This is a genomic window from Oceanobacillus sp. MO10714A, assembly GCF_037072045.1.
Lineage (GTDB): Bacteria > Bacillota > Bacilli > Bacillales > Amphibacillaceae > Oceanobacillus > Oceanobacillus indicireducens.
Window position 1 is genome coordinate 25,934 of record NZ_JAXHDC010000020.1, and the last position, 18,605, is coordinate 44,538.

General features: G+C 40.0%; 14 protein-coding genes. 4 read left to right on the forward strand and 10 right to left on the reverse strand.

Annotated elements, in window-relative coordinates; genetic code table 11:
- Nucleotides 1-193 precede the first annotated feature (193 nt).
- Nucleotides 194-310: an RAxF-45 family protein gene (locus SPD53_RS11420; protein WP_308425612.1), complete on the reverse strand. Its 117-nt coding sequence runs from the start codon at nucleotides 308-310 to the stop codon at nucleotides 194-196.
- Between the two features lie 195 nt (nucleotides 311-505).
- Complete coding sequence (araA, locus tag SPD53_RS11425) at nucleotides 506-1,930, reverse strand: L-arabinose isomerase (RefSeq protein ID WP_336252642.1); 1,425 nt, start codon at nucleotides 1,928-1,930, stop codon at nucleotides 506-508.
- Between the two features lie 511 nt (nucleotides 1,931-2,441).
- On the opposite strand from araA, the gene SPD53_RS11430 reads away from it, so the two are divergent.
- Complete coding sequence (locus SPD53_RS11430; RefSeq protein ID WP_336252643.1) at nucleotides 2,442-3,830, forward strand: sugar porter family MFS transporter; 1,389 nt, start codon at nucleotides 2,442-2,444, stop codon at nucleotides 3,828-3,830.
- A gap of 43 nt (nucleotides 3,831-3,873) precedes the next feature.
- Complete coding sequence (locus tag SPD53_RS11435; protein ID WP_077703051.1) at nucleotides 3,874-5,469, forward strand: xylulokinase; 1,596 nt, start codon at nucleotides 3,874-3,876, stop codon at nucleotides 5,467-5,469.
- 228 nt (nucleotides 5,470-5,697) lie between these two features.
- On the opposite strand, the gene SPD53_RS11440 is transcribed toward SPD53_RS11435, so the two are convergent.
- Together SPD53_RS11440 and SPD53_RS11445 are read right to left on the reverse strand one after the other, a co-directional pair.
- Nucleotides 5,698-6,810, reverse strand: coding sequence for a GntR family transcriptional regulator (locus tag SPD53_RS11440; protein ID WP_077703052.1), 1,113 nt, complete (start codon nucleotides 6,808-6,810; stop codon nucleotides 5,698-5,700).
- A 111-nt stretch (nucleotides 6,811-6,921) separates the two neighbouring features.
- Nucleotides 6,922-7,620 (reverse strand): L-ribulose-5-phosphate 4-epimerase, encoded by a 699-nt coding sequence (locus SPD53_RS11445; RefSeq protein ID WP_077703053.1) that lies wholly within the window; start codon nucleotides 7,618-7,620, stop codon nucleotides 6,922-6,924.
- A gap of 145 nt (nucleotides 7,621-7,765) precedes the next feature.
- Between SPD53_RS11445 and SPD53_RS11450 the strand changes: the two genes are divergently transcribed.
- Nucleotides 7,766-8,803, forward strand: coding sequence for an aldose epimerase family protein (locus SPD53_RS11450; RefSeq protein WP_077703054.1), 1,038 nt, complete (start codon nucleotides 7,766-7,768; stop codon nucleotides 8,801-8,803).
- Nucleotides 8,804-9,103: 300 nt separating this feature from the next.
- On the opposite strand, the gene SPD53_RS11455 is transcribed toward SPD53_RS11450, so the two are convergent.
- The 6 genes from SPD53_RS11455 to SPD53_RS11480 all read right to left on the reverse strand — a co-directional run bounded on the left by SPD53_RS11455 (nucleotide 9,104) and on the right by SPD53_RS11480 (nucleotide 17,883).
- Complete coding sequence (locus SPD53_RS11455) at nucleotides 9,104-11,494, reverse strand: penicillin acylase family protein (protein ID WP_156857009.1); 2,391 nt, start codon at nucleotides 11,492-11,494, stop codon at nucleotides 9,104-9,106.
- 536 nt (nucleotides 11,495-12,030) lie between these two features.
- On the reverse strand, nucleotides 12,031-14,163 hold the full coding sequence (locus tag SPD53_RS11460; RefSeq protein ID WP_336252644.1) for a heavy metal translocating P-type ATPase: 2,133 nt from the start codon (nucleotides 14,161-14,163) through the stop codon (nucleotides 12,031-12,033).
- Nucleotides 14,156-14,524 carry an ArsR/SmtB family transcription factor gene (locus tag SPD53_RS11465; protein WP_336252645.1) on the reverse strand — a complete coding sequence of 123 codons (369 nt, stop codon included), beginning with the start codon at nucleotides 14,522-14,524 and terminating at the stop codon, nucleotides 14,156-14,158. Before SPD53_RS11465 ends, SPD53_RS11460 begins: the two co-directional genes overlap by 8 nt.
- A gap of 196 nt (nucleotides 14,525-14,720) precedes the next feature.
- A complete protein-coding gene (gene rnhA, locus SPD53_RS11470) occupies nucleotides 14,721-15,374 on the reverse strand; it encodes a ribonuclease H (protein ID WP_156857012.1) in 654 nt (217 codons plus the stop codon).
- A 42-nt stretch (nucleotides 15,375-15,416) separates the two neighbouring features.
- Nucleotides 15,417-16,574 carry an MFS transporter gene (locus tag SPD53_RS11475; RefSeq protein ID WP_442946201.1) on the reverse strand — a complete coding sequence of 386 codons (1,158 nt, stop codon included), beginning with the start codon at nucleotides 16,572-16,574 and terminating at the stop codon, nucleotides 15,417-15,419.
- 163 nt (nucleotides 16,575-16,737) lie between these two features.
- Nucleotides 16,738-17,883: an MFS transporter gene (locus SPD53_RS11480; RefSeq protein WP_336252647.1), complete on the reverse strand. Its 1,146-nt coding sequence runs from the start codon at nucleotides 17,881-17,883 to the stop codon at nucleotides 16,738-16,740.
- Nucleotides 17,884-18,031: 148 nt separating this feature from the next.
- Here SPD53_RS11480 and SPD53_RS11485 point away from each other — a divergent pair, with 148 nt between their 5' ends.
- The gene (locus SPD53_RS11485) at nucleotides 18,032-18,604 is read left to right on the forward strand and encodes a Maf family protein (RefSeq protein WP_336252648.1); all 573 of its coding nucleotides are present in this window, start codon (nucleotides 18,032-18,034) and stop codon (nucleotides 18,602-18,604) included.
- Nucleotide 18,605 lies beyond the last annotated feature (1 nt).

Below are 18,605 nucleotides of genomic sequence, written 5' to 3' on the forward strand. Positions count from 1 at the left end.
TTGGGACAATTGCTCTGACCCCATGTCCCAGTCCTTCTTAAACATAAAAAAGTCATGAGAAGACAACTCTCCCCATGACTTATAGAAGTGCGACCACTTCACCATATGAAAAAAGAGTGCATGAAAATGCACTCTTTGCCTACCGATTATACCGCCCGCGGGTTAAGAATGTTTCACTGTTTTAGTTTGCTATTTAGTTGTTAAAAAAGGGCATACTTATCCCGTTAACAACTAAACCTGCAAATTTTGCACGGCAAAAATACAGAAAATCCAATACATAACCGTGCCCTAAAACAGCCTGATTCAACATCCTTAACCACCTCCATTTCAAATAATCACTTGTAGTGTATCATTTATAGGAATAATCTGCAAGTGGAGCGTGGGGTCAGAGCGTTTGTCCCTGGGACAAATGCTCTGACCCCATGTCCCAGTCCGCATTAATACCTTATGTCCGTTCAACTAACAATCAGCGGGGATAAAGCGCCCCGCTGATTGAAGTTTTACTTTATCGGATTGTTACACATTCCAATCCGAACATTTTCGCTAAATCTTCTATTTGTTTAGCTGTAACTGCAAATGATAGAACTGTATGGTGACCTCCACCATATTCAACCCATTTTTCCACGCCATGCTGGAATCCGGCATTTATAGTCACCATTTGACGAGCGACCGGAAGATGCGGGGCAGGTTCCGCTGGGATACTTCCTTCTACTTCGTACATTACCATTCGGAAATGATCACCAAAGTCGGAAACAGTCAAGTTCACACCTTCTCCTTCCACTCCATCAAACACTAAGCGTGCAGGGTCTTCCTTATCACCAATACCTAGTGGGTGAACTTCCACACGTGGCTTCGTGCTTGCTAAGGTCGGATCAACTTCAAGCATATGCGAGCCTAGAATCGCTTCCTCACCTTTCACTAAGTTGTACGTATAATCTTCCATAAAGCCTGTCAACTTGTTATGAGTCATAATCTTAATTAAACGGTCAAGTGCTGCTGTTTTCCAGTCACCTTCACCAGCAAAACCAAACCCAGCTTCATTCAGACGCTGTACAGCCATACCAGGGAGCTGCTTCATACCCCATAGATCCTCGAAGTTCGTCGTGAATGCAGTATAACCACCGCGCTCTAAAAATTTCTTCAATGCGATTTCAATCCTAATTTGTTCTTTCACTTGGTTTTCGAAAAATGCTGGATCATTTTCACCTACTACAAATTCGTATTTCTCTTCACACTCTTTATAAACCTCATCAATCGCTTCATCCGTCACTTCATTCATTTCAGCGACTAAATCACCAATACCGAAGTAATCGACTGTCCAACCGAATTGAATTTGTGCTTCAATCTTATCCCCGTCCGTAACAGCCACATTACGCATATTGTCACCAAATCTAGCAACTTTAATGTTGAAGCTTTCATTATAAGCAACAGCAACATCCATCCACTGTTTAATTTCCTTCTGAACATCTTCATCTTTCCAGTGGCCGACAACAATTTTATTATTTTTCTTCAAACGAGCATTAATGTAACCATACTCTCTATCCCCGTGTGCACTTTGGTGTAGGTTCATATAGTCCATATCAATGTCTTTCCATGGAATATTATTCGCTAACTGTGTATTCAAATGGAGCAACGGCTTTTGAAGTAGCTTCGTCCCTCTGATCCAGTTTTTCGCTGGAGAGAATGTATGCATCCACGTAATAACACCAGCAACACGATCATTATAGTTAATTTCCTTCATAACCTCTGTGATGCTATCGGCAGTCGTCGCAACTGTTTTAAATACAATCGGATAAGGGAAATTACCCTTTTCATTTAATTCATTCATGATTTCTACCGCGTTTTCCTTAACGGCATTCAATGCTTCTTCCCCATATAAATGCTGACTTCCTACAATGAACCAAAATTCATATTGATTTATTTCCAACATAATAAAGACCTCCTTGAATTAAATATCTTAAGTTTCCCCTGCTCCATTCACATGGTTTGAATCTCTTTACAGTACTGTACGTTTAATATTTTGTAAACCGCTTACAACTTGTATTGTATATTAATGATACGCACAAGTCAATAATAAGTTTATTTATACGTATAAAAGATAGGTGAATCATCTCTGTAAAACAATAGAACCCTTAATAAATCCACGTGTTCCAAAGCATATGACACTACACTATTTATACGAACAAAAATATTTTAGTTGATTTGTCTGTACAATAATGATATTATTTATTTGTGAAAGCCTTTACTTCCAGCTGAAAGTAACCATATAAAAGAGGAGGTACATTAGTTATACGCAATTAATTCATATTTTTTAACATAGTTGTACTGATAAATAATTCCATTCACTTGCTAGTACTCTCATTACGTTCTTGTTTGTAAGCCTTTACGATTTTAAAGAAGTTATTTTCGAGAAATGTTCTACACCTAGGGAGGGAATTTAATTGGTAAAAGAAAAAAAGATTTCTCATAAGTTTATCTATTTCTTTGGAGCTTTTGGAGGAATATTATTCGGTTATGATATTGGTGTTATGACAGGAGCGCTTCCATTCCTGCAGCAAGATTGGGGACTGCAAAATGCGGCAACAATTGGCTTGATAACTTCTTCTATTATGTTAGGGGCAATCTTCGGTGGTGCTCTTGCAGGACAACTTTCGGACCGTTTCGGGCGCCGGAAGATGATTCTAGCTTCAGCGATTATCTTCGTTATTGGATCAATCCTTTCGGGAATTGCACCGCCTAATGGTGATATCTTCCTAATTATCGTTCGGGTCTTTCTCGGTCTTGCCGTTGGTGCAGCATCTGCACTTGTTCCGGCCTATATGTCAGAGATGGCTCCAGCCAAGTTACGGGGACGCTTATCTGGGATAAACCAGACAATGATTGTTTCCGGGATGTTACTGTCCTATGTTGTTGACTTTTTACTAAGCGGATTACCAACGACGATGGCTTGGCGCTTTATGCTTGCGATGGCAGCGGTACCGGCTATTATTCTGTTTCTCGGTGTATTAAAGTTACCGGAATCGCCTCGTTTCCTTATTAAAAATAATAAGATTGGCGAAGCTCGTCAGGTACTAAGCTATATTCGCCCAAATAAAGAAGCAATTGAAACCGAAATCAAAGAAATTCAAGAGAGCAGTAAGCAAGAAAATCAGAAAGTTTCTTGGGGTGCTTTATTAAATAGTAAATATCGCTATTTAGTTATTGCCGGTGTCGGTGTCGCAGCCTTCCAGCAGTTCCAAGGAGCTAACGCGATATTCTACTATATCCCGTTAATCGTAGAATCAGCTACTGGACAAGCAGCAAGCTCTGCATTGCTGTGGCCGATTATCCAAGGTATCATTCTAGTAATAGGTTCCTTAGTGTTCCTTGTCATTGCGGATAAATTTAAACGTCGGACATTGTTGACCCTCGGGGGTACAGTAATGGGGCTTTCCTTTATCTTCCCGGCGATCATCAATTCCATTGTTCCAGATGCGAACCCGATGATGATTGTTGTGTTCCTAAGTATTTATGTCGCATTCTATTCCTTTACATGGGCACCTTTAACGTGGGTAATTGTCGGAGAAATCTTCCCGCTGCTCATCCGCGGACGTGCATCCGGTTTGGCTTCATCCTTTAACTGGATAGGATCTTTCCTAGTCGGATTGCTCTTTCCGATTATGACTGCATCGATGGCACAGGAAGCTGTATTCGCTATCTTTGGTATCATTTGTCTACTCGGAGTCGCCTTTATCCGTATCCGTGTACCAGAAACTCGCGGCCGCACATTAGAAGAAATTGAGAAAATCGGTGAAATGAAAGGATTGGCAAAGAATAATAAAACAGCCTAAAATGAAGAGAGAACCAGAATAATAGATTTTGGAGGTAATTTTTATGAATCTTACAGAGACGTCCACAGCGATTCAGCAAGGCGATGTATATCTCGGGATTGAATTAGGTTCTACGAGAATCAAAGCTGTCCTAATTGACAACGATTTCAATACGATTGCTGCTGGAAACTATGCCTGGGAAAATAAATTCGAAAATGGCATGTGGACCTATTCCCTTGAAGATGTTTGGAAAGGGATTCAAAGCAGTTATCTTCAACTAGCTGCTGACGTAGAAAGTAAATATCACACAACACTTTCAAATATTCGTTCCATTGGGGTAAGTGCCATGATGCACGGCTACTTACCCTTCTCAAAAAATGATGAATTACTAACACCGTTCCGTACATGGCGGAATAATACGACAGGACAGGCGGCACATGACTTGACCGAACTATTCCAATTCAATATTCCGGAGCGCTGGAGTATTGCCCATCTATATCAAGCAATCCTTGATCAAGAAGAGCATGTACGTGAGGTTGATTTCATTACAACACTTGCAGGTTATGTCCACTGGAAGTTATCTGGAGAAAAAGTGTTAGGTGTAGGTGATGCTTCCGGCATGTTCCCAATTGAAGAATCGGGTTCTTATTCCGATAAGCATATAAAGCTGTTTGAAAACCTGGAAAATGTCTCTCAATACGACTGGAACCTTCTTGATATCCTCCCAAAAGTATTACAAGCAGGGGATCATGCAGGCACATTATCAGAAGCTGGTGCCAGATTACTAGATATAAACGGAAACCTTCAAGCCGGTAGTATCATGGCTCCTCCTGAAGGGGATGCGGGAACTGGAATGGTTAGTACGAATAGTGTTCGGAGACGAACTGGAAATATTTCCGTCGGGACTTCTGCCTTTTCCATGCTTGTCCTTGATAAACCATTACAGAAAGTCTATAAAGACATCGATCTCGTGACAACACCAAATAATGAGCCTGTTGCGATGGTCCATACGAATAATTGCTCTTCCGATATTAATGCTTGGGCTGGTATCTTTCAAGAATTCGCTGAACGTCTTGGCGTTAACCTTGATGAAGGCCGCTTATTTGAAATCCTATTCCACTCAACAACAAGATCAGAACCGGATGCTGGCGGATTAGTCAATTATAGTTATTTATCTGGTGAAAATATCACGAAAATGCCAGAAGGACGCCCTCTATTCGTAAGAGATGTCAATAGTTCCTTCACACTCGCTAACTTCTTCCTTACGCAGTTGTATGCAGCATTTGCTCCACTGAAAATTGGAATGGATATTTTAATTAATGAAGAAAAAATCGAGACAAATGTTTTAATCGCACAAGGCGGCCTATTTAAAACACCTGTCATCGCCCAACAAATCCTCTCCAATGCACTAAATATACCGATTACGGTTATGAAAACGGCTAGTGAAGGCGGTGCTTGGGGTATGGCAGTACTTGCAGCTTACGTGAAGCAAGGAAATAAGGAAATCAGTTTAGAGGATTTCCTTGACCAATACGTATTTACTGACCCGCAAAGTTCTACATTAAGCCCAGAACCTGCGGGGGTGGAAGGTTACGAGCAATTCATTACGAAATATAGGGCCGGACTACCAGTTGAATTAGCGGCAATTGAACATATTTAATCCATGAAAAATCCGAATGATCTTCCCTCCTCCCTTAGAGTATAAGGTAAGGCTGAATCATTCGGACTTTTTATCACGCATTAACGGTCTGTAATACCCCCCACTTCTAAACACGAGGGAAGCCCAATATGTGAAGGTGGGGGATATACAGTCCGTAAATACCTGATTCTGTTCAACTAACATTCAGTGGGGGGTAAGGAATTCCCCACTGAATGAAGTTTCACTTTACTATCCCTTCTTTTCCTGAAGAGAACCGTTAACTACCTCTAATTCTAGAACGGAATCGCGTTCGATCAACTCCGGCTCATAAACTTTGGAACGGACTTCCTGTTTATTAATCATATCAATAATCATTTTCCCTGCATCAAATCCCATCTTTTCCTGAGGATGGCGAATCGTCGTCAAGCTTGGATTCGTGTATTTGGAAAACGGGTAATCATCCACGCCAATAATCGAAATATCTTCTGGGATTTTTAAGCCAATCTCTTTTGCGAAATTCATAATTTGAATTGCCAGCTGATCATGGTAACAAACGATTGCCGTTGGAGCATATTTAGAACGCGTCAGCATCGTGTGCAGCTTTTTGAAGATATTATCTATTTTTTCCTCTGTCTGGTACATCATCATATCGCCCATATTCGAGATTTCCGGATGGTCCTGATAAGCTTTGATAAAGCCATTCATCCGGTCAACCCCTTGCTTATCATCAACCTTGAATATTCCTACAATCTGCTGATGACCTTTAGAAATTAAGTAATTGGTCGCCATCTCCCCTGTTTTCACATCATCCATCACTAAATACGGAATATCGAGATCATCGTACGTCGCGTTGATCGATAACATCGGGATACCCATCGCTTTTATATTATCGTACATATTTTTATTGAGATTATTTCTCGCACTCTTTGTCGGCTCGATAATAAATCCTGACAATTGGTTGGCTGTCAGATTCGTTAAACTTTTCCGTTCTTTCTCTGGATTGTTCTGAGTATCGGCAATAAGTATCGAGTAACCGTATGCGGAGATATAATTATCGATGCCGCTGATGATATTCGGGAAAATATAATCCGTTATATGTGTTGATATGAGCCCTATCGTTTTATTTTGAATTTGCTGCTTCGGTTTACTTTTCCAGTCATTTACAAATATCCCGGCACCTTGAATCCGGTAAACGTAATTATCCTTCTCCAGCTCATCAATTGCCCGGCGCACCGTGAAGCGGCTTACTTCATACATTTCCATTAATTCTGATTCCGTCGGTAACTTATCACTCACCTGATAAGTACCCGATAAGATCTTCTCACTTATATCTATTTTAATTCGTTCATATTTTTTAACCATGGCTAGATCCCCTTTTATATCATGACAAATTTATTATATCACAAAGAAAAAACGCTGCCTTGAAGAAGTAATTGATACACTCTTCAAAACAGCAGCGTTTTATTCAAGTTATCATTTATTTTGTCCATAATAAGCATTTTTTCCATGTTTTCTTAAATAATGTTTATCTAATAGGTAGGAATCCATGTCGATCTGATGGGGGTTCAATTGCAATGTATGATACGCCATCTTGGATACCTCTTCTAAAACAACTGCATTATGGACCGCATCCTCTGCTGATTTACCCCATGTAAATGGACCGTGATCGTTGACGAGAACTGCTGGTACTTCTAACGGATTAATTTTTCTTTCTTCAAAAGTCTCGACAATTACGTCACCCGTCTGCTTCTCATAATCATGGACTACTTCCGATTCCTTCATTTTTCTCGTAACTGGAACCGGACCATAAAATGTATCCGCATGTGTCGTGCCAGCAGCTGGTACATCAAGGCCGGCTTGCGCAAATGTCACTGCCCATGGCGAGTGGGTATGAACGACTCCTTGGATTTCTGGAAAATGTTTATATAATACAAGATGAGTTGCTGTGTCACTCGATGGATTTAAATCACCTTCCACAATATTCCCTTCCAAATCAAGAACAACCATTTGCTCTGATGTTAGTTCCTTATAGGCCACACCGCTCGGCTTAATGACGACGAGATTTTTTTCCCGATCAATCCCGCTGACATTTCCCCATGTGAACGTTACAAGATTATATTTTGGCAGTAACATATTCGCTTCATAGACTTCTTGTTTCAATTTTTCCAACATCGAGACTCATCCCCTTACAGAATTATTAACTACCCTCATCTTATATCACTTGTCCGTATAAGTCAAAGGTAATTGACTTTCATACGTATAAGTGATACAATTGCATTGTAACCGGTTTACTCAATCTAGAAAGTTGGTGCTCATAATGGTGACAATTACAAAAGAAAAATTAAACGCTCAGACAGACATTCCCTTAATGAAATATACGGTGGACAAAGGAAATGGTTATTCCTTTTCCTGTCTTAATGTCGGCGCTGCATTAACGTCGCTAACAATGCCAGATAAAGACGGCAAGACTAGTAATATTTTACTTAGCTTCAATGACCCGGAGGATTTTATAACAGATCAGACGTACTTCTTTGGTAAAGCAATCGGCAGGGTCGGCGGAAGAATTAAAGATGGAGCTTTCCAGTTTAATAATGAATATATTCAATTGCCGCAAAATGAAGGTAATAACACATTACATGGTGGCAACAATGGATTCCATAGCTTATGGTGGGACGTTTCCGAACTTGAGAATGGCATAGTTTTCACGAAAACCATTGATCCTGAGATGGACGGCTTCCCCGCTGAACTCGCTGCGTCCATTTCATACACTTGGATTTCCGGAAATCAGTTACAAATTGAGTTTACCGGTGAAAACCAATCCGAAATGGCGACCTTGTTCAATCCGACTACCCATAATTATTTTAATTTAAACGATAATAAAACAGCTGGACTCAAAAGTCATCTATTAAGCATTCCTGCGCGTGAGACGGTGGAGCTTGATAAGAACCAAATCCCAACTGGTAAACTACTAAATATTTCGGGCACAGCTTATGACTTTAACAAGGAAAGTAGTCTCTTAGAAAAATTAGAGTCTGTCAAACAAATTGGAGCATCTGGCTTTGATGACCCTTATAAGGTAACGGATTCAGAGATTGCCGTATTAAGGAATTCGGATAATGGACGATATATTCGCATCCACTCAGATCGAAATGGACTTGTTTTCTATTCTCTAAACGCGACTGAATCAAAGGAAATCGTAAATGATGGGCATGCCTTATCCCCGCATATGGCTGTTGCACTCGAGCCGCAAACATTACCTGGTGCAGTTCATCATCCGGATTTTGGTAATATTGTGCTTGATGCAGGTGATAAAAAGACATATCGGATTATTTATGAATTGTCAGTTGATGCGTGATTTTACGGGATAAACTCAATCGTTAGGAGCAGAGTCCAAACGCGCTCCCAGCCACTTATAAATAAGGAGCTTCTCAATAAAGGGCTTTACATAAAAATTAGAGAATCTACAAAAAGTGGGTTCTCCTTTCTTTTAATTTTAATATCATAAAACTACATCTCTTTCAACAAACAAGTTACCTTTAATTACAAATTCTCCCGAGATAAAAAGCCGCTCTCCATTCCAATAGAAAGCGGCAATTAGGCAACAACATTTATCATAGGGAAACTTCAGGATTTCCCTGAAGTTCCTTATAAAAGCTTACTCTGTACTTGGTTTAAGTAAAATTTCATTCCCTTGGGCATCTTTGATTTTTGTCCTGTGGAAGTTCCCTTCTGCCCAATCATTCATTTGATCATGGTACCATTCACTTCTAAAATGTCCCATTTGCCCTGGTGCGACAATATGATATCCGACGACAGGCTGATCCATGTCGATGACAAAGCGCCAGGAAGCGCCATGATCTACTTCTCCAGTTTCCTTCTTGTATGCTGCTGCCATTGGCGTGACAGCACTTCCGTCAACTGGAATTGGCTTTTCTCTGTTAAAAAAGTAGGCTAGTATAGGATGTACGTTAGATAACGGATGATAAAACTGTACTTTATGATAATCTCCCCACCGCCAGGCTTCCATATCCTCGCTATATTTATCCGCTAATTTCATAACTGCTGCAGTTAAGGATGTTTGCAATACCTTTTCTAAACCACCATTTTCTTCTATCCAAATGGATTTTTCACCATTGATACTCTTGCGTAATAGCTCATCGGTTGTCTGTCCGTTCGCACTAAAAAATTCCATCATCGATTCGGGAATTTCATCATATAAAATTGCATCGATTTCATCAAACCAGGAATGGAATATCAAAGGCTGGGGTAGCTCAACACCATCCTTATAATCCCAATTTTGTAGAAACTCCAAAGCCTCTTTTTCCGCTTCGCCAAGGTTTACACCTGTTAGAACATCATTAAATAGCGGCACAAACTCACGCGCACGTAAATTCATCGCATCCATCTGCAAGTTTTGCATGTCTTCTACAGTAAAATCGTCCCTTGCCTCTAATACTTCTGTGATTCGCTCATAACGATATGGCTGTGCCCAAACGTTGGAAATATGATAGGGATAACTTTCACCAGCAATTTTATTATTTGCAGTTGCAATAAAGCCTTTCTCCGGATTTACGATACGAGGTAATTCAGCAAATGGAATAAAGTCTTCCCACTCGTACTTCGCTTCCCAACCAGGAAGTGGTAAAAGTGCATCTTCACTCGTTTCATAGATTGGTATTTTTCCATTTGCTTTGTATGCAATGGTTCCATCTTTCCCAGCAAAAACAAAATTCTGCGTTGGAACAATGAATTTTTCTAACCCTTTTTCAAATGTTTCCCAATCCTCTGCCCGATTGATATCTAGGATGGCCTCTAACTCTGTCGTTGCATCAAGTGCAGTCCAGCGTAGAGAGAAAACGGTATCTTTCGCACTATCTTCTGCAAACTCAGAAATAATTGGTCCATGACGTGTTTCAAGCACTTGGAAATCAATCGTTTCACCGTCTTTCACTTTGATTGGCTCCTCATGAACAAGTGCCTTTTCCCATTTTCCTTCAAACTCAAATTCTTCTTTGTTATCTGGATTTCGCTTTTCTATATAAAGCTGCTGAACGTCGGGATTTGCATTCGTTACTCCCCATGCAATATTTTCATTGTGACCAAGGATGATCCCAGGTACACCTGCAAAAATAACTCCACCCACATTTACATCAGCTGATTCTAAATGCATCTGCAACCAAATCGATGGTGTCGCCAAACCTAAATGGGGATCATCCGCTAATAACGGATGACCTGAAGCTGTTTTTTCACCACTTACTACCCAGTTATTACTTCCATTAAAATCATGTGGAATAACTGCATGTTCTATAATACCCGTTATATCAATTTCACCATCTTCCATGATTGTCGGCTTATTCTTGGGATATACTGGAAATAACTCCAAGGCTTTTTCCTCTCTGAACTGATTCAATAAATAATAGTTAAACGCTTGTCGTTCCCAATTTCCCCCTAAATCGAATGCCATATATTTCCCGATCGTAAGGGAATCTATTGTCGACCATTCCTCTGGCTCTACACCAAGCAATGTATACTCAATTGGTAATTTATCGTCTTCTATTGCCTCGTTAATATATGCATTCACACCTTCTGCAAATAACTCTAACACTTCAATTCCTTCATCTGTATAGGTATCATACGATTTTTCAGCTGCCCGTCTCAATCCAAGCGCACGAAAATATTTATCATTATTAATCGCACTTTCTCCAACTACTTCACTCAAAGTTCCAGATGCTTGTCTTCGTGACAAGTCCATTTGAAACAAGCGATATTGCGCTTGTACATAGCCCTGAGCGATATATAAATCATGATCATTTTGCGCACTTATATGGGGTACCCCATTTTCATCCGTGATCACCGTAACTTCATTTTGTAAATGCGGTAACGCAATGGTACCTTCGATATGAGGCAAAGATTTATTTATGTATGAATGTATATATATGAACACTCCAACCCCAATAATTAGTAACAATAATAGTCCAATAAGTAATATCTTCTTCCATCTTCCTTTTTTCCTTACTGGACTCTTCGTTGTTGTCTGTTGTTCCATTTGCTTCTCCCCTTTAAATTGGCCACCAGCAAATCATGCTATACCAACATTTGAAAAATACTAACATTTAATGGTCAGATAATAAATAAAAGTCTGTTATTACATCATTATACAATGAATGGCCCGGGAGGACAATGGATAGTTATTTTTAACTCAATGCGCCATCTGATTATATAGGCTTTTTAAATAGAAAGTACCTCTTCCTTCTTTTTAGCCACCTTATTTGTCAGTAGTACCATAAGTAGAGACAACCTTTCCATCGTTTTCCACTAATTGGTGTTTTCCTCATGAAAATCCTCTAGACGATTTTTTAATGCCTATTTTCATCCGCAATTCAAGCTTTATTTTTGGGTAAACTTAAAATAAATAATAACTACGAATAAACTTAATGGCTGAGAGCAGAAATAAACCACACTCCCAGCCATTCATTTAAATTGTTTTCATACAGTGCTCTTACGCAACACGTGATAACATCAATTAAGTCTTGCCTTTCCTAAAAAACGCGAAGGAGAGAAATTTTCCCTGGTGATATGCATTTACTCTTTTACCTTTAATAGTCGTAAACTATTTAATGTCACAAGCAATGTTGCCCCCATATCTGCAAATATCGCTATCCATAGCGTTAACCAACCAGGAACAACCAACAATAAAGCAGCAGCCTTAATTGCCAAGGAGAAGGTGATGTTTTGTTTGATAATCGCCAAAGCCCTACGGCTCAATTTAACTGTATATGGCAATTTGCTTAAATCATCGGACATTAAAGCAACATCGGCTGTTTCTAATGCTGTATCTGTTCCAGCTCCCCCCATCGCTACACCAACGGTTGATGCCGCAAGTGCTGGAGCATCGTTTACACCATCTCCAACCATTGCCACATTTTGATGCTTTCCGCGAAGCTCTTTGATTAAATTTAACTTATCTTCTGGAAGTAAATCAGCTTTAATATCAGAAACTCCAACTTGTTTTCCGATTGCTGTTGCCGTCCTTTGGTTATCTCCTGTCAGCATGACTGTTTCTATTCCCAGTTTGTTCAATTTCCCTATAACTTCTTTGGACGATTCTCTTATTTCATCGGCAACAGCAATCAACGAAAGGATTTTATTTTCTGTTCCTGACACCATCACGGTTTTCCCTTCTGTTTGCATATGAGTAATCTTTTCCTTGATCGTGCTTTCGATATTTCCATGCAGTTCCTCAAACAGATTTGGACTTCCGACATAGTACATGACATCGTTCACTTTTGCTTTTACGCCTTTACCTGTAATGGAATGAAATTCTTCCACCGTTACATTATTAAAATTTAATCTTTTTTCCTTTGCCTTTCTTACGATCGCTGAAGCCAATGGATGTTGGGAATTTTTTTCAATAGCAGCCGTTATAGTCATCCATTCACTTTCATTTTCATCATATGTCACAATGTCAGTTACAGCAGGTATTCCCTCTGTTAATGTTCCTGTTTTATCAAAGGCGATAGCTTGAAGTGCTCCAGATTCTTCTAAATGAACGCCACCTTTGATTAAAACACCATGCTTCGCAGCATTTCCAATCGCGGTAACGACGGCAACAGGGGTTGAAACAACTAAGGCACACGGACAACCAACCACTAATACAGCTAAACCTTGATAAACCCATTCTGCCCAAACACCACCAAACAGCAATGGGGGAACAACAGCAACTAGTAGAGATAATATAACAATAGCTGGCGTATAATATCTCGCAAATTTATCAACAAATGCTTGAGCAGGTGCTCGTTCTGCTTGAGCTTCTTCTACAAGATGAATAATTTTGGATAAAGTGGTATCCTCCACATGTTTTGTTACTTTGACTTCAAGTAACCCCTCTTCATTCAACGTTCCCGCAAATACTTCATCATTCATTGTTTTTATAACTGGGACACTTTCACCAGTAATCGCAGCCTGATTTAACGTAGAAGTACCATTGATAATCACCCCATCCATAGCCAATTTTTGACCAGGTTTTACAATCATAATATCGTTCACTAGGATATTTTCCACGTTTACCATCATTTCTTCATTTCCACGGCGAATTAACGCTTCATTTGGTGCAATATCCATCAATGATTCAATCGATTTACGAGCTGTATCCATTGAATAACGCTCTAATGCTTCCGTGATAGCAAAAAGAATGACAACGGTTGCCCCTTCGCCCCATTCACCGATGATGGCGGCCCCTATAACCGCAATCGTCATTAATGTTTTCATATCGAAATTTAATCTGCTTAGGTTTTTAAAACCTGCAATAAATAGCGAATAACCACCAATCAAAATCGAGGATGCGTAACCTACTGTTGGAATCATATGCCCTTCTCCGTATTCCTGTACTAAAAACCAACTAATAACAAGTAAAACCGCTGAAATATATACCTTTATGTTTTCTTTTTGCTTCCAGAAGGGTTTGCGCTCCACTCTTTTCTCTTTATCATCCCGAACCTTTAAATTCTCAAAGGATCCGGCCTTTTCTAAATCCTCAATTGTTGTCTCCCCTTTAACATAAACCTTGGATGCTCCAAAGTTTACTTTTGCATCCTTTACACCTGGCAATTCTTTAACGTTACTTTCAAATGTAGCTGCACAACTTGCACAAGAAAATCCTTGAACACGATATGCTTTCATTTCTTGTTCGGATCGTTTAACTAGCTGTTCAGGCATTGACCTTCACCTCTTGCGTGTGGGCTAACGCAATCATCATTAACTGCTTGATATGTTCATCATCCAACGAATAAAAAGAGAGTTTTCCTTCTTTTCGATACTTCACAACACCCTGCTTATAAAGTGTTCGTAAATGATGAGAAGCATTTGCTATTGTTGACCCAATAATATTCGCTATATCACACACACATAATTCTTCTTCTTGACACAATGCATATGTGATTTTTGCCCTATTTTCGTCGGCAATTGCTTTAAACATTTTGGCTGCACCAGAAATATCTACTGTCTGTAAATCCCCCTGTATTCGGTTAACCTTTTCTTCGTCATAATAAAAGATTTCACAGGTATCTTTTTTACTCATATCCTCACCTCATTATTATTCAAATATATACTTGAATGAACTTTATCATTTTACTCTCCCTTATTCAAGTTTATTTGATTAAGGATATTGTATAAGACAAAAAAGAAGAGTCGAGATTATTTCCTCAATTCTTCTTCAACTGAACTGCCCTGCTATTCCATTTAATTTAGCCCTTTTAATAAGGGTATATTTCGCTCTATTTCCTCCCATAATCCGCCTTAATCTCGCCCCACTTCTTCGTATCCCATTTCTTAATTTTATTTTCATACGTATGGGTATGAAGCCAGTGAAGCGCCCGGTCAACCAAATTCCAAACCTCTTCCGTCGATGCATCCCGTTTCAGCGTTGTCGAAACCTTCTTTTCCCGCACCCATTTCATCGCATTAACCGAATCCGTATAAATCGTCTTATTGCTACCTTGCTTTTGTAAGTATGCCAGGGCATGAACGATTGCCAGGAATTCTCCTAAGTTATTCGTTCCTTTTTTAATCGGGCCATAAGAAAATACGACTTCTCCTGTCCGTGTGTCTACTGCTTGATACTCAATCGGACCTGGATTCCCACGAGTACCAACATCAACTGAAATACTGTCATAATCTATTTTTTCTGTAGAAGTGCTTGAAGAAGCATTGCTCGTTGACCTCTTACTAGATACAGCAGCCGTATTTCCACCACTCCCCCAATTCTTCTTCCAGCCTTCTTCAAACGCTTTTTCCGCTTCTTTACGAATCATATAAGATTTGAATTTCGCTTGTTTATAACCCTTCGTCTGTTTCTGGCACTCTGCCCAGCTTGTATAAATTCCGGGCTTCCTGCCTTCCCAAACGACATAATATTTTTGCTTTGCCATTGTACGACTCCGACTCCTTTTTTTAGTGTTTGCACCAATAAATTAAGTACTCATTCGACCGCGAGCTGCTCCTTTAACAAGGGAGAATGCTGCGATAGATAAAATAATTCCTGAAATATATGGCAGTTCAATCGCAATTGAATATAGAACTCCGCCGAGTACCGGACCAATAATTCTTCCAAGGGAATCGAAGGAAGATAGATAACCTGTCGTCCTACCATAACCCGCACGTGACTTTTTCGTTAAGAGAGACGAAATACTTGGGCGAATCACACCATTCCCCACTCCGAATATCGCAAGGAAAATAGCTGCAGTGATAAAGTTCTGTGTGAATAAAATCAGTGCAAACCCGATAGCCGAGATGATAATCCCCGATTGGATAATCCGCACTTCGCCAAATTTTTTCGTCAGTTTCCCCATATTTCCTTGAACAGCTGCACTTGCAAGTCCCATTATCATAAAGATATAACCAAGTTTCACCGCATCAAGCCCTGCTTTAGCCGCTGCGAAATACGCGAATGTTGCCTCCAGCCCAGCAAGCGATAATGTAATGAAAAATTGCAAGAAGTAGAGCAACGCAAACGGTCCTGCAATTGCTTTACGGAAAGGCTGTTTCTTGTCTCTACCAGCTTTTCCAGCTTCGGAATAATGCAAGGACTCTTTCAAGAAAAACATCACGAAAAGGAGTGTCAGGAATGATAATGTTCCTGCTATATAAAATGGTGCATGCAGATTGATATTCGTGAATACTCCGCCAATCGCTGGACCGAAAATAAATCCTAGTCCTGTCGCTGCACCGATTATCCCCATTCCTTTACTGCGGTCTTCTTCCGTTGTGATGTCCGCAACATACGCCATCACAGTCGGCATGTTTGCCGCTGATAACGCTCCGCCGATAATCCGGGCGGCAAACAGCATCCATACTTGTGTAGATAATGCCATGAGGAAAAAGGATAACGATAAACCAAATATCCCTACAAGAATAACTGGTTTCCTACCATACCTGTCCGATATTCTTCCCCACATCGGCGCAAATAAAAATTGCATGAATGAATATACTGCCATTAATAATCCAAGTTCCGTTGGCGAGGCACCTAATTCTTCCGCATAGAACGGGAGCACTGGAATGATGATCCCAAAGCCAACCATCACAAGGAACATAATCATAAAAAGAATCGGCAGCACTTTTTTTAGTTTCAAGTTTATACCACCTTTATTCATTGAAAAACAGACAAACATCTTTTTTCTACTACGTCTATCGTTTTTATTATACGCTAATAATGAGAATATGACAGGTATGATGTTCTTTTTTGACGGCAAAAAAAGCAGACTACACCAAGGCAGCCTGCTTATCTTTTAACTATTACTTCCCTTTAACAGGATATTTCCTCGCAATAAATATCAAGATCACTCCAACCGTCATCATCGTAATCGCACTTGAGAAAAACGGCAGACCCAACGTCTCCGCTGTCGCCCCGGAAACGAACGAGCCTGCAACGGCCCCAAGGGAAAAGAATGCGTAAAAGATTCCGTACGCTTTCCCGCGATCCACTTTAGATGAAGCCTCTGCAACAATCTTATTCATCGACGGGAATACAAAGGCAAAGCCAATTCCGTAAACGACCATAAGCAGCATGTTCACCCAGTAAATCGTTACGATATTCAGCATAATATGCACCGAACCGATAATCATGATTCCAGTAATAACTAGGGATAATGAAGAAATCCGGTCAAATATTCGGTTGATTGGCGTCAGAAAAACAATAAGTGCGACAATGCCATATGTACTTAACATCATTCCCGTCGTTTCAGATGTAAGTCCCATATCACTCACCTTTAAAGGCAAGGCAAATGCCAATGTCCCGTTACTGATCATCAAAGCAAACGCAGCAAGTGATGCTTGGAGAACTAGTGGATGCTTTAGGAGCGGCATAAATTCACTTAAAGAAAACTTCCCTTTCTCCGTAGACACATAGGACTCCTCAATAAACTGATAAATTAAAAACGTACTAATGAAAAATAAAATCGCTACGAAAATAAATACATATTCTATTTGCGATCTTGCTGCCATCGCTCCGCCAATTGCTGGACCTGCAATCGCCGCAATCCCGATAGCTGCACCAGTAAATGCCATCGATCTGCCACGTGTTTTCGACTTCGATATGTCACCAACATATGCAAAAGCTGCCGGGATCAGCACCCCACCAGCAAGTCCATGGAAGAAGCGAATAAAGAATAGCTGCCAACCGGACTGGGCAAGGGGATAAAAGATAAGGATGATTGCCGCGAAAAACATCCCTGTTAAGAGCATTCTTTTCCTTCCATAACGATCAATCCAATGCCCACCGAAAATATTACCGATCATATTGGTCAGCGAATAAATAGCAACAATTGACCCGACCAAAAGATGGGATGCTCCTAACTCCATCGCATATGGCGTTATAATCGGCAATTGGATAAACGTATCCAAGAACGAAACAACAATAATAACAAATAAGATTCTACTCATTACTACATAACCTCTCCACACATTTTTCTAACCATCATTATACCTGAGTAAGATGAATTAAACAGTTGATAGGCTCCAAATAAATTGTGACAATCGTGCCCATTCACCTATAATTACACTATACCCAACACGTGCAGGAGGAATTAGAATGGCAAACAAACTAATATTAGCCTCATCATCGCCAAGAAGAAAAGAATTATTACAACAAATGAATATCCCTTTTACCGTTCAAAGCGCAAATATAGATGAATCACAGATTACAACAACAGATCCAATCGAGAAAGTAAAGCAACTAGCGATTTGGAAAGGTGAAAATATCCCGATTCAACATCTAAACACAATCGTCTTATCAGCTGATACCATCGTTTCTTATGAGCAAACGATTTTTGAAAAGCCCCGCAATCAAAATGAAGCAAAGCAAATGATTTCTACTCTAAGTGGTCAAGTACATGATGTCTATACCGGTGTCATGATCCGTTCATTACAAGAGAAAAAGGTATTTGTCGAACGAACGAGAGTAGAATTTTGGCCACTCAGCGAAGAAGAAATCGACGCTTATATATCGACGGAAGATCCTTATGACAAAGCGGGAGCATACGGCATTCAGAGCTTAGGTGCAATGTTTGTAAAACAGATTATCGGTGATTATTATACGGTTGTTGGCTTGCCAATATCTCGAGTTGTGAGGGAATTGCGGGATTTTGGGATCGTGATGGAATAAA

Excerpts from the sequence above, each read along its gene's own strand:
- SPD53_RS11450 (WP_077703054.1), top strand. The coding sequence starts at position 7,766 with ATGGTGACAATTACAAAAGAAAAATTAAACGCTCAGACAGACATTCCC.
- SPD53_RS11420 (WP_308425612.1), bottom strand. The coding sequence starts at position 310 with ATGTTGAATCAGGCTGTTTTAGGGCACGGTTATGTATTGGATTTTCTG.
- SPD53_RS11460 (WP_336252644.1), bottom strand. The coding sequence starts at position 14,163 with ATGCCTGAACAGCTAGTTAAACGATCCGAACAAGAAATGAAAGCATAT.
- SPD53_RS11440 (WP_077703052.1), bottom strand. The coding sequence starts at position 6,810 with ATGGTTAAAAAATATGAACGAATTAAAATAGATATAAGTGAGAAGATC.
- rnhA (WP_156857012.1), bottom strand. The coding sequence starts at position 15,374 with ATGGCAAAGCAAAAATATTATGTCGTTTGGGAAGGCAGGAAGCCCGGA.
- SPD53_RS11435 (WP_077703051.1), top strand. The coding sequence starts at position 3,874 with ATGAATCTTACAGAGACGTCCACAGCGATTCAGCAAGGCGATGTATAT.
- SPD53_RS11465 (WP_336252645.1), bottom strand. The coding sequence starts at position 14,524 with ATGAGTAAAAAAGATACCTGTGAAATCTTTTATTATGACGAAGAAAAG.
- SPD53_RS11445 (WP_077703053.1), bottom strand. The coding sequence starts at position 7,620 with ATGTTGGAAAAATTGAAACAAGAAGTCTATGAAGCGAATATGTTACTG.
- SPD53_RS11480 (WP_336252647.1), bottom strand. The coding sequence starts at position 17,883 with ATGAGTAGAATCTTATTTGTTATTATTGTTGTTTCGTTCTTGGATACG.
- araA (WP_336252642.1), bottom strand. The coding sequence starts at position 1,930 with ATGTTGGAAATAAATCAATATGAATTTTGGTTCATTGTAGGAAGTCAG.
- SPD53_RS11455 (WP_156857009.1), bottom strand. The coding sequence starts at position 11,494 with ATGGAACAACAGACAACAACGAAGAGTCCAGTAAGGAAAAAAGGAAGA.
- SPD53_RS11485 (WP_336252648.1), top strand. The coding sequence starts at position 18,032 with ATGGCAAACAAACTAATATTAGCCTCATCATCGCCAAGAAGAAAAGAA.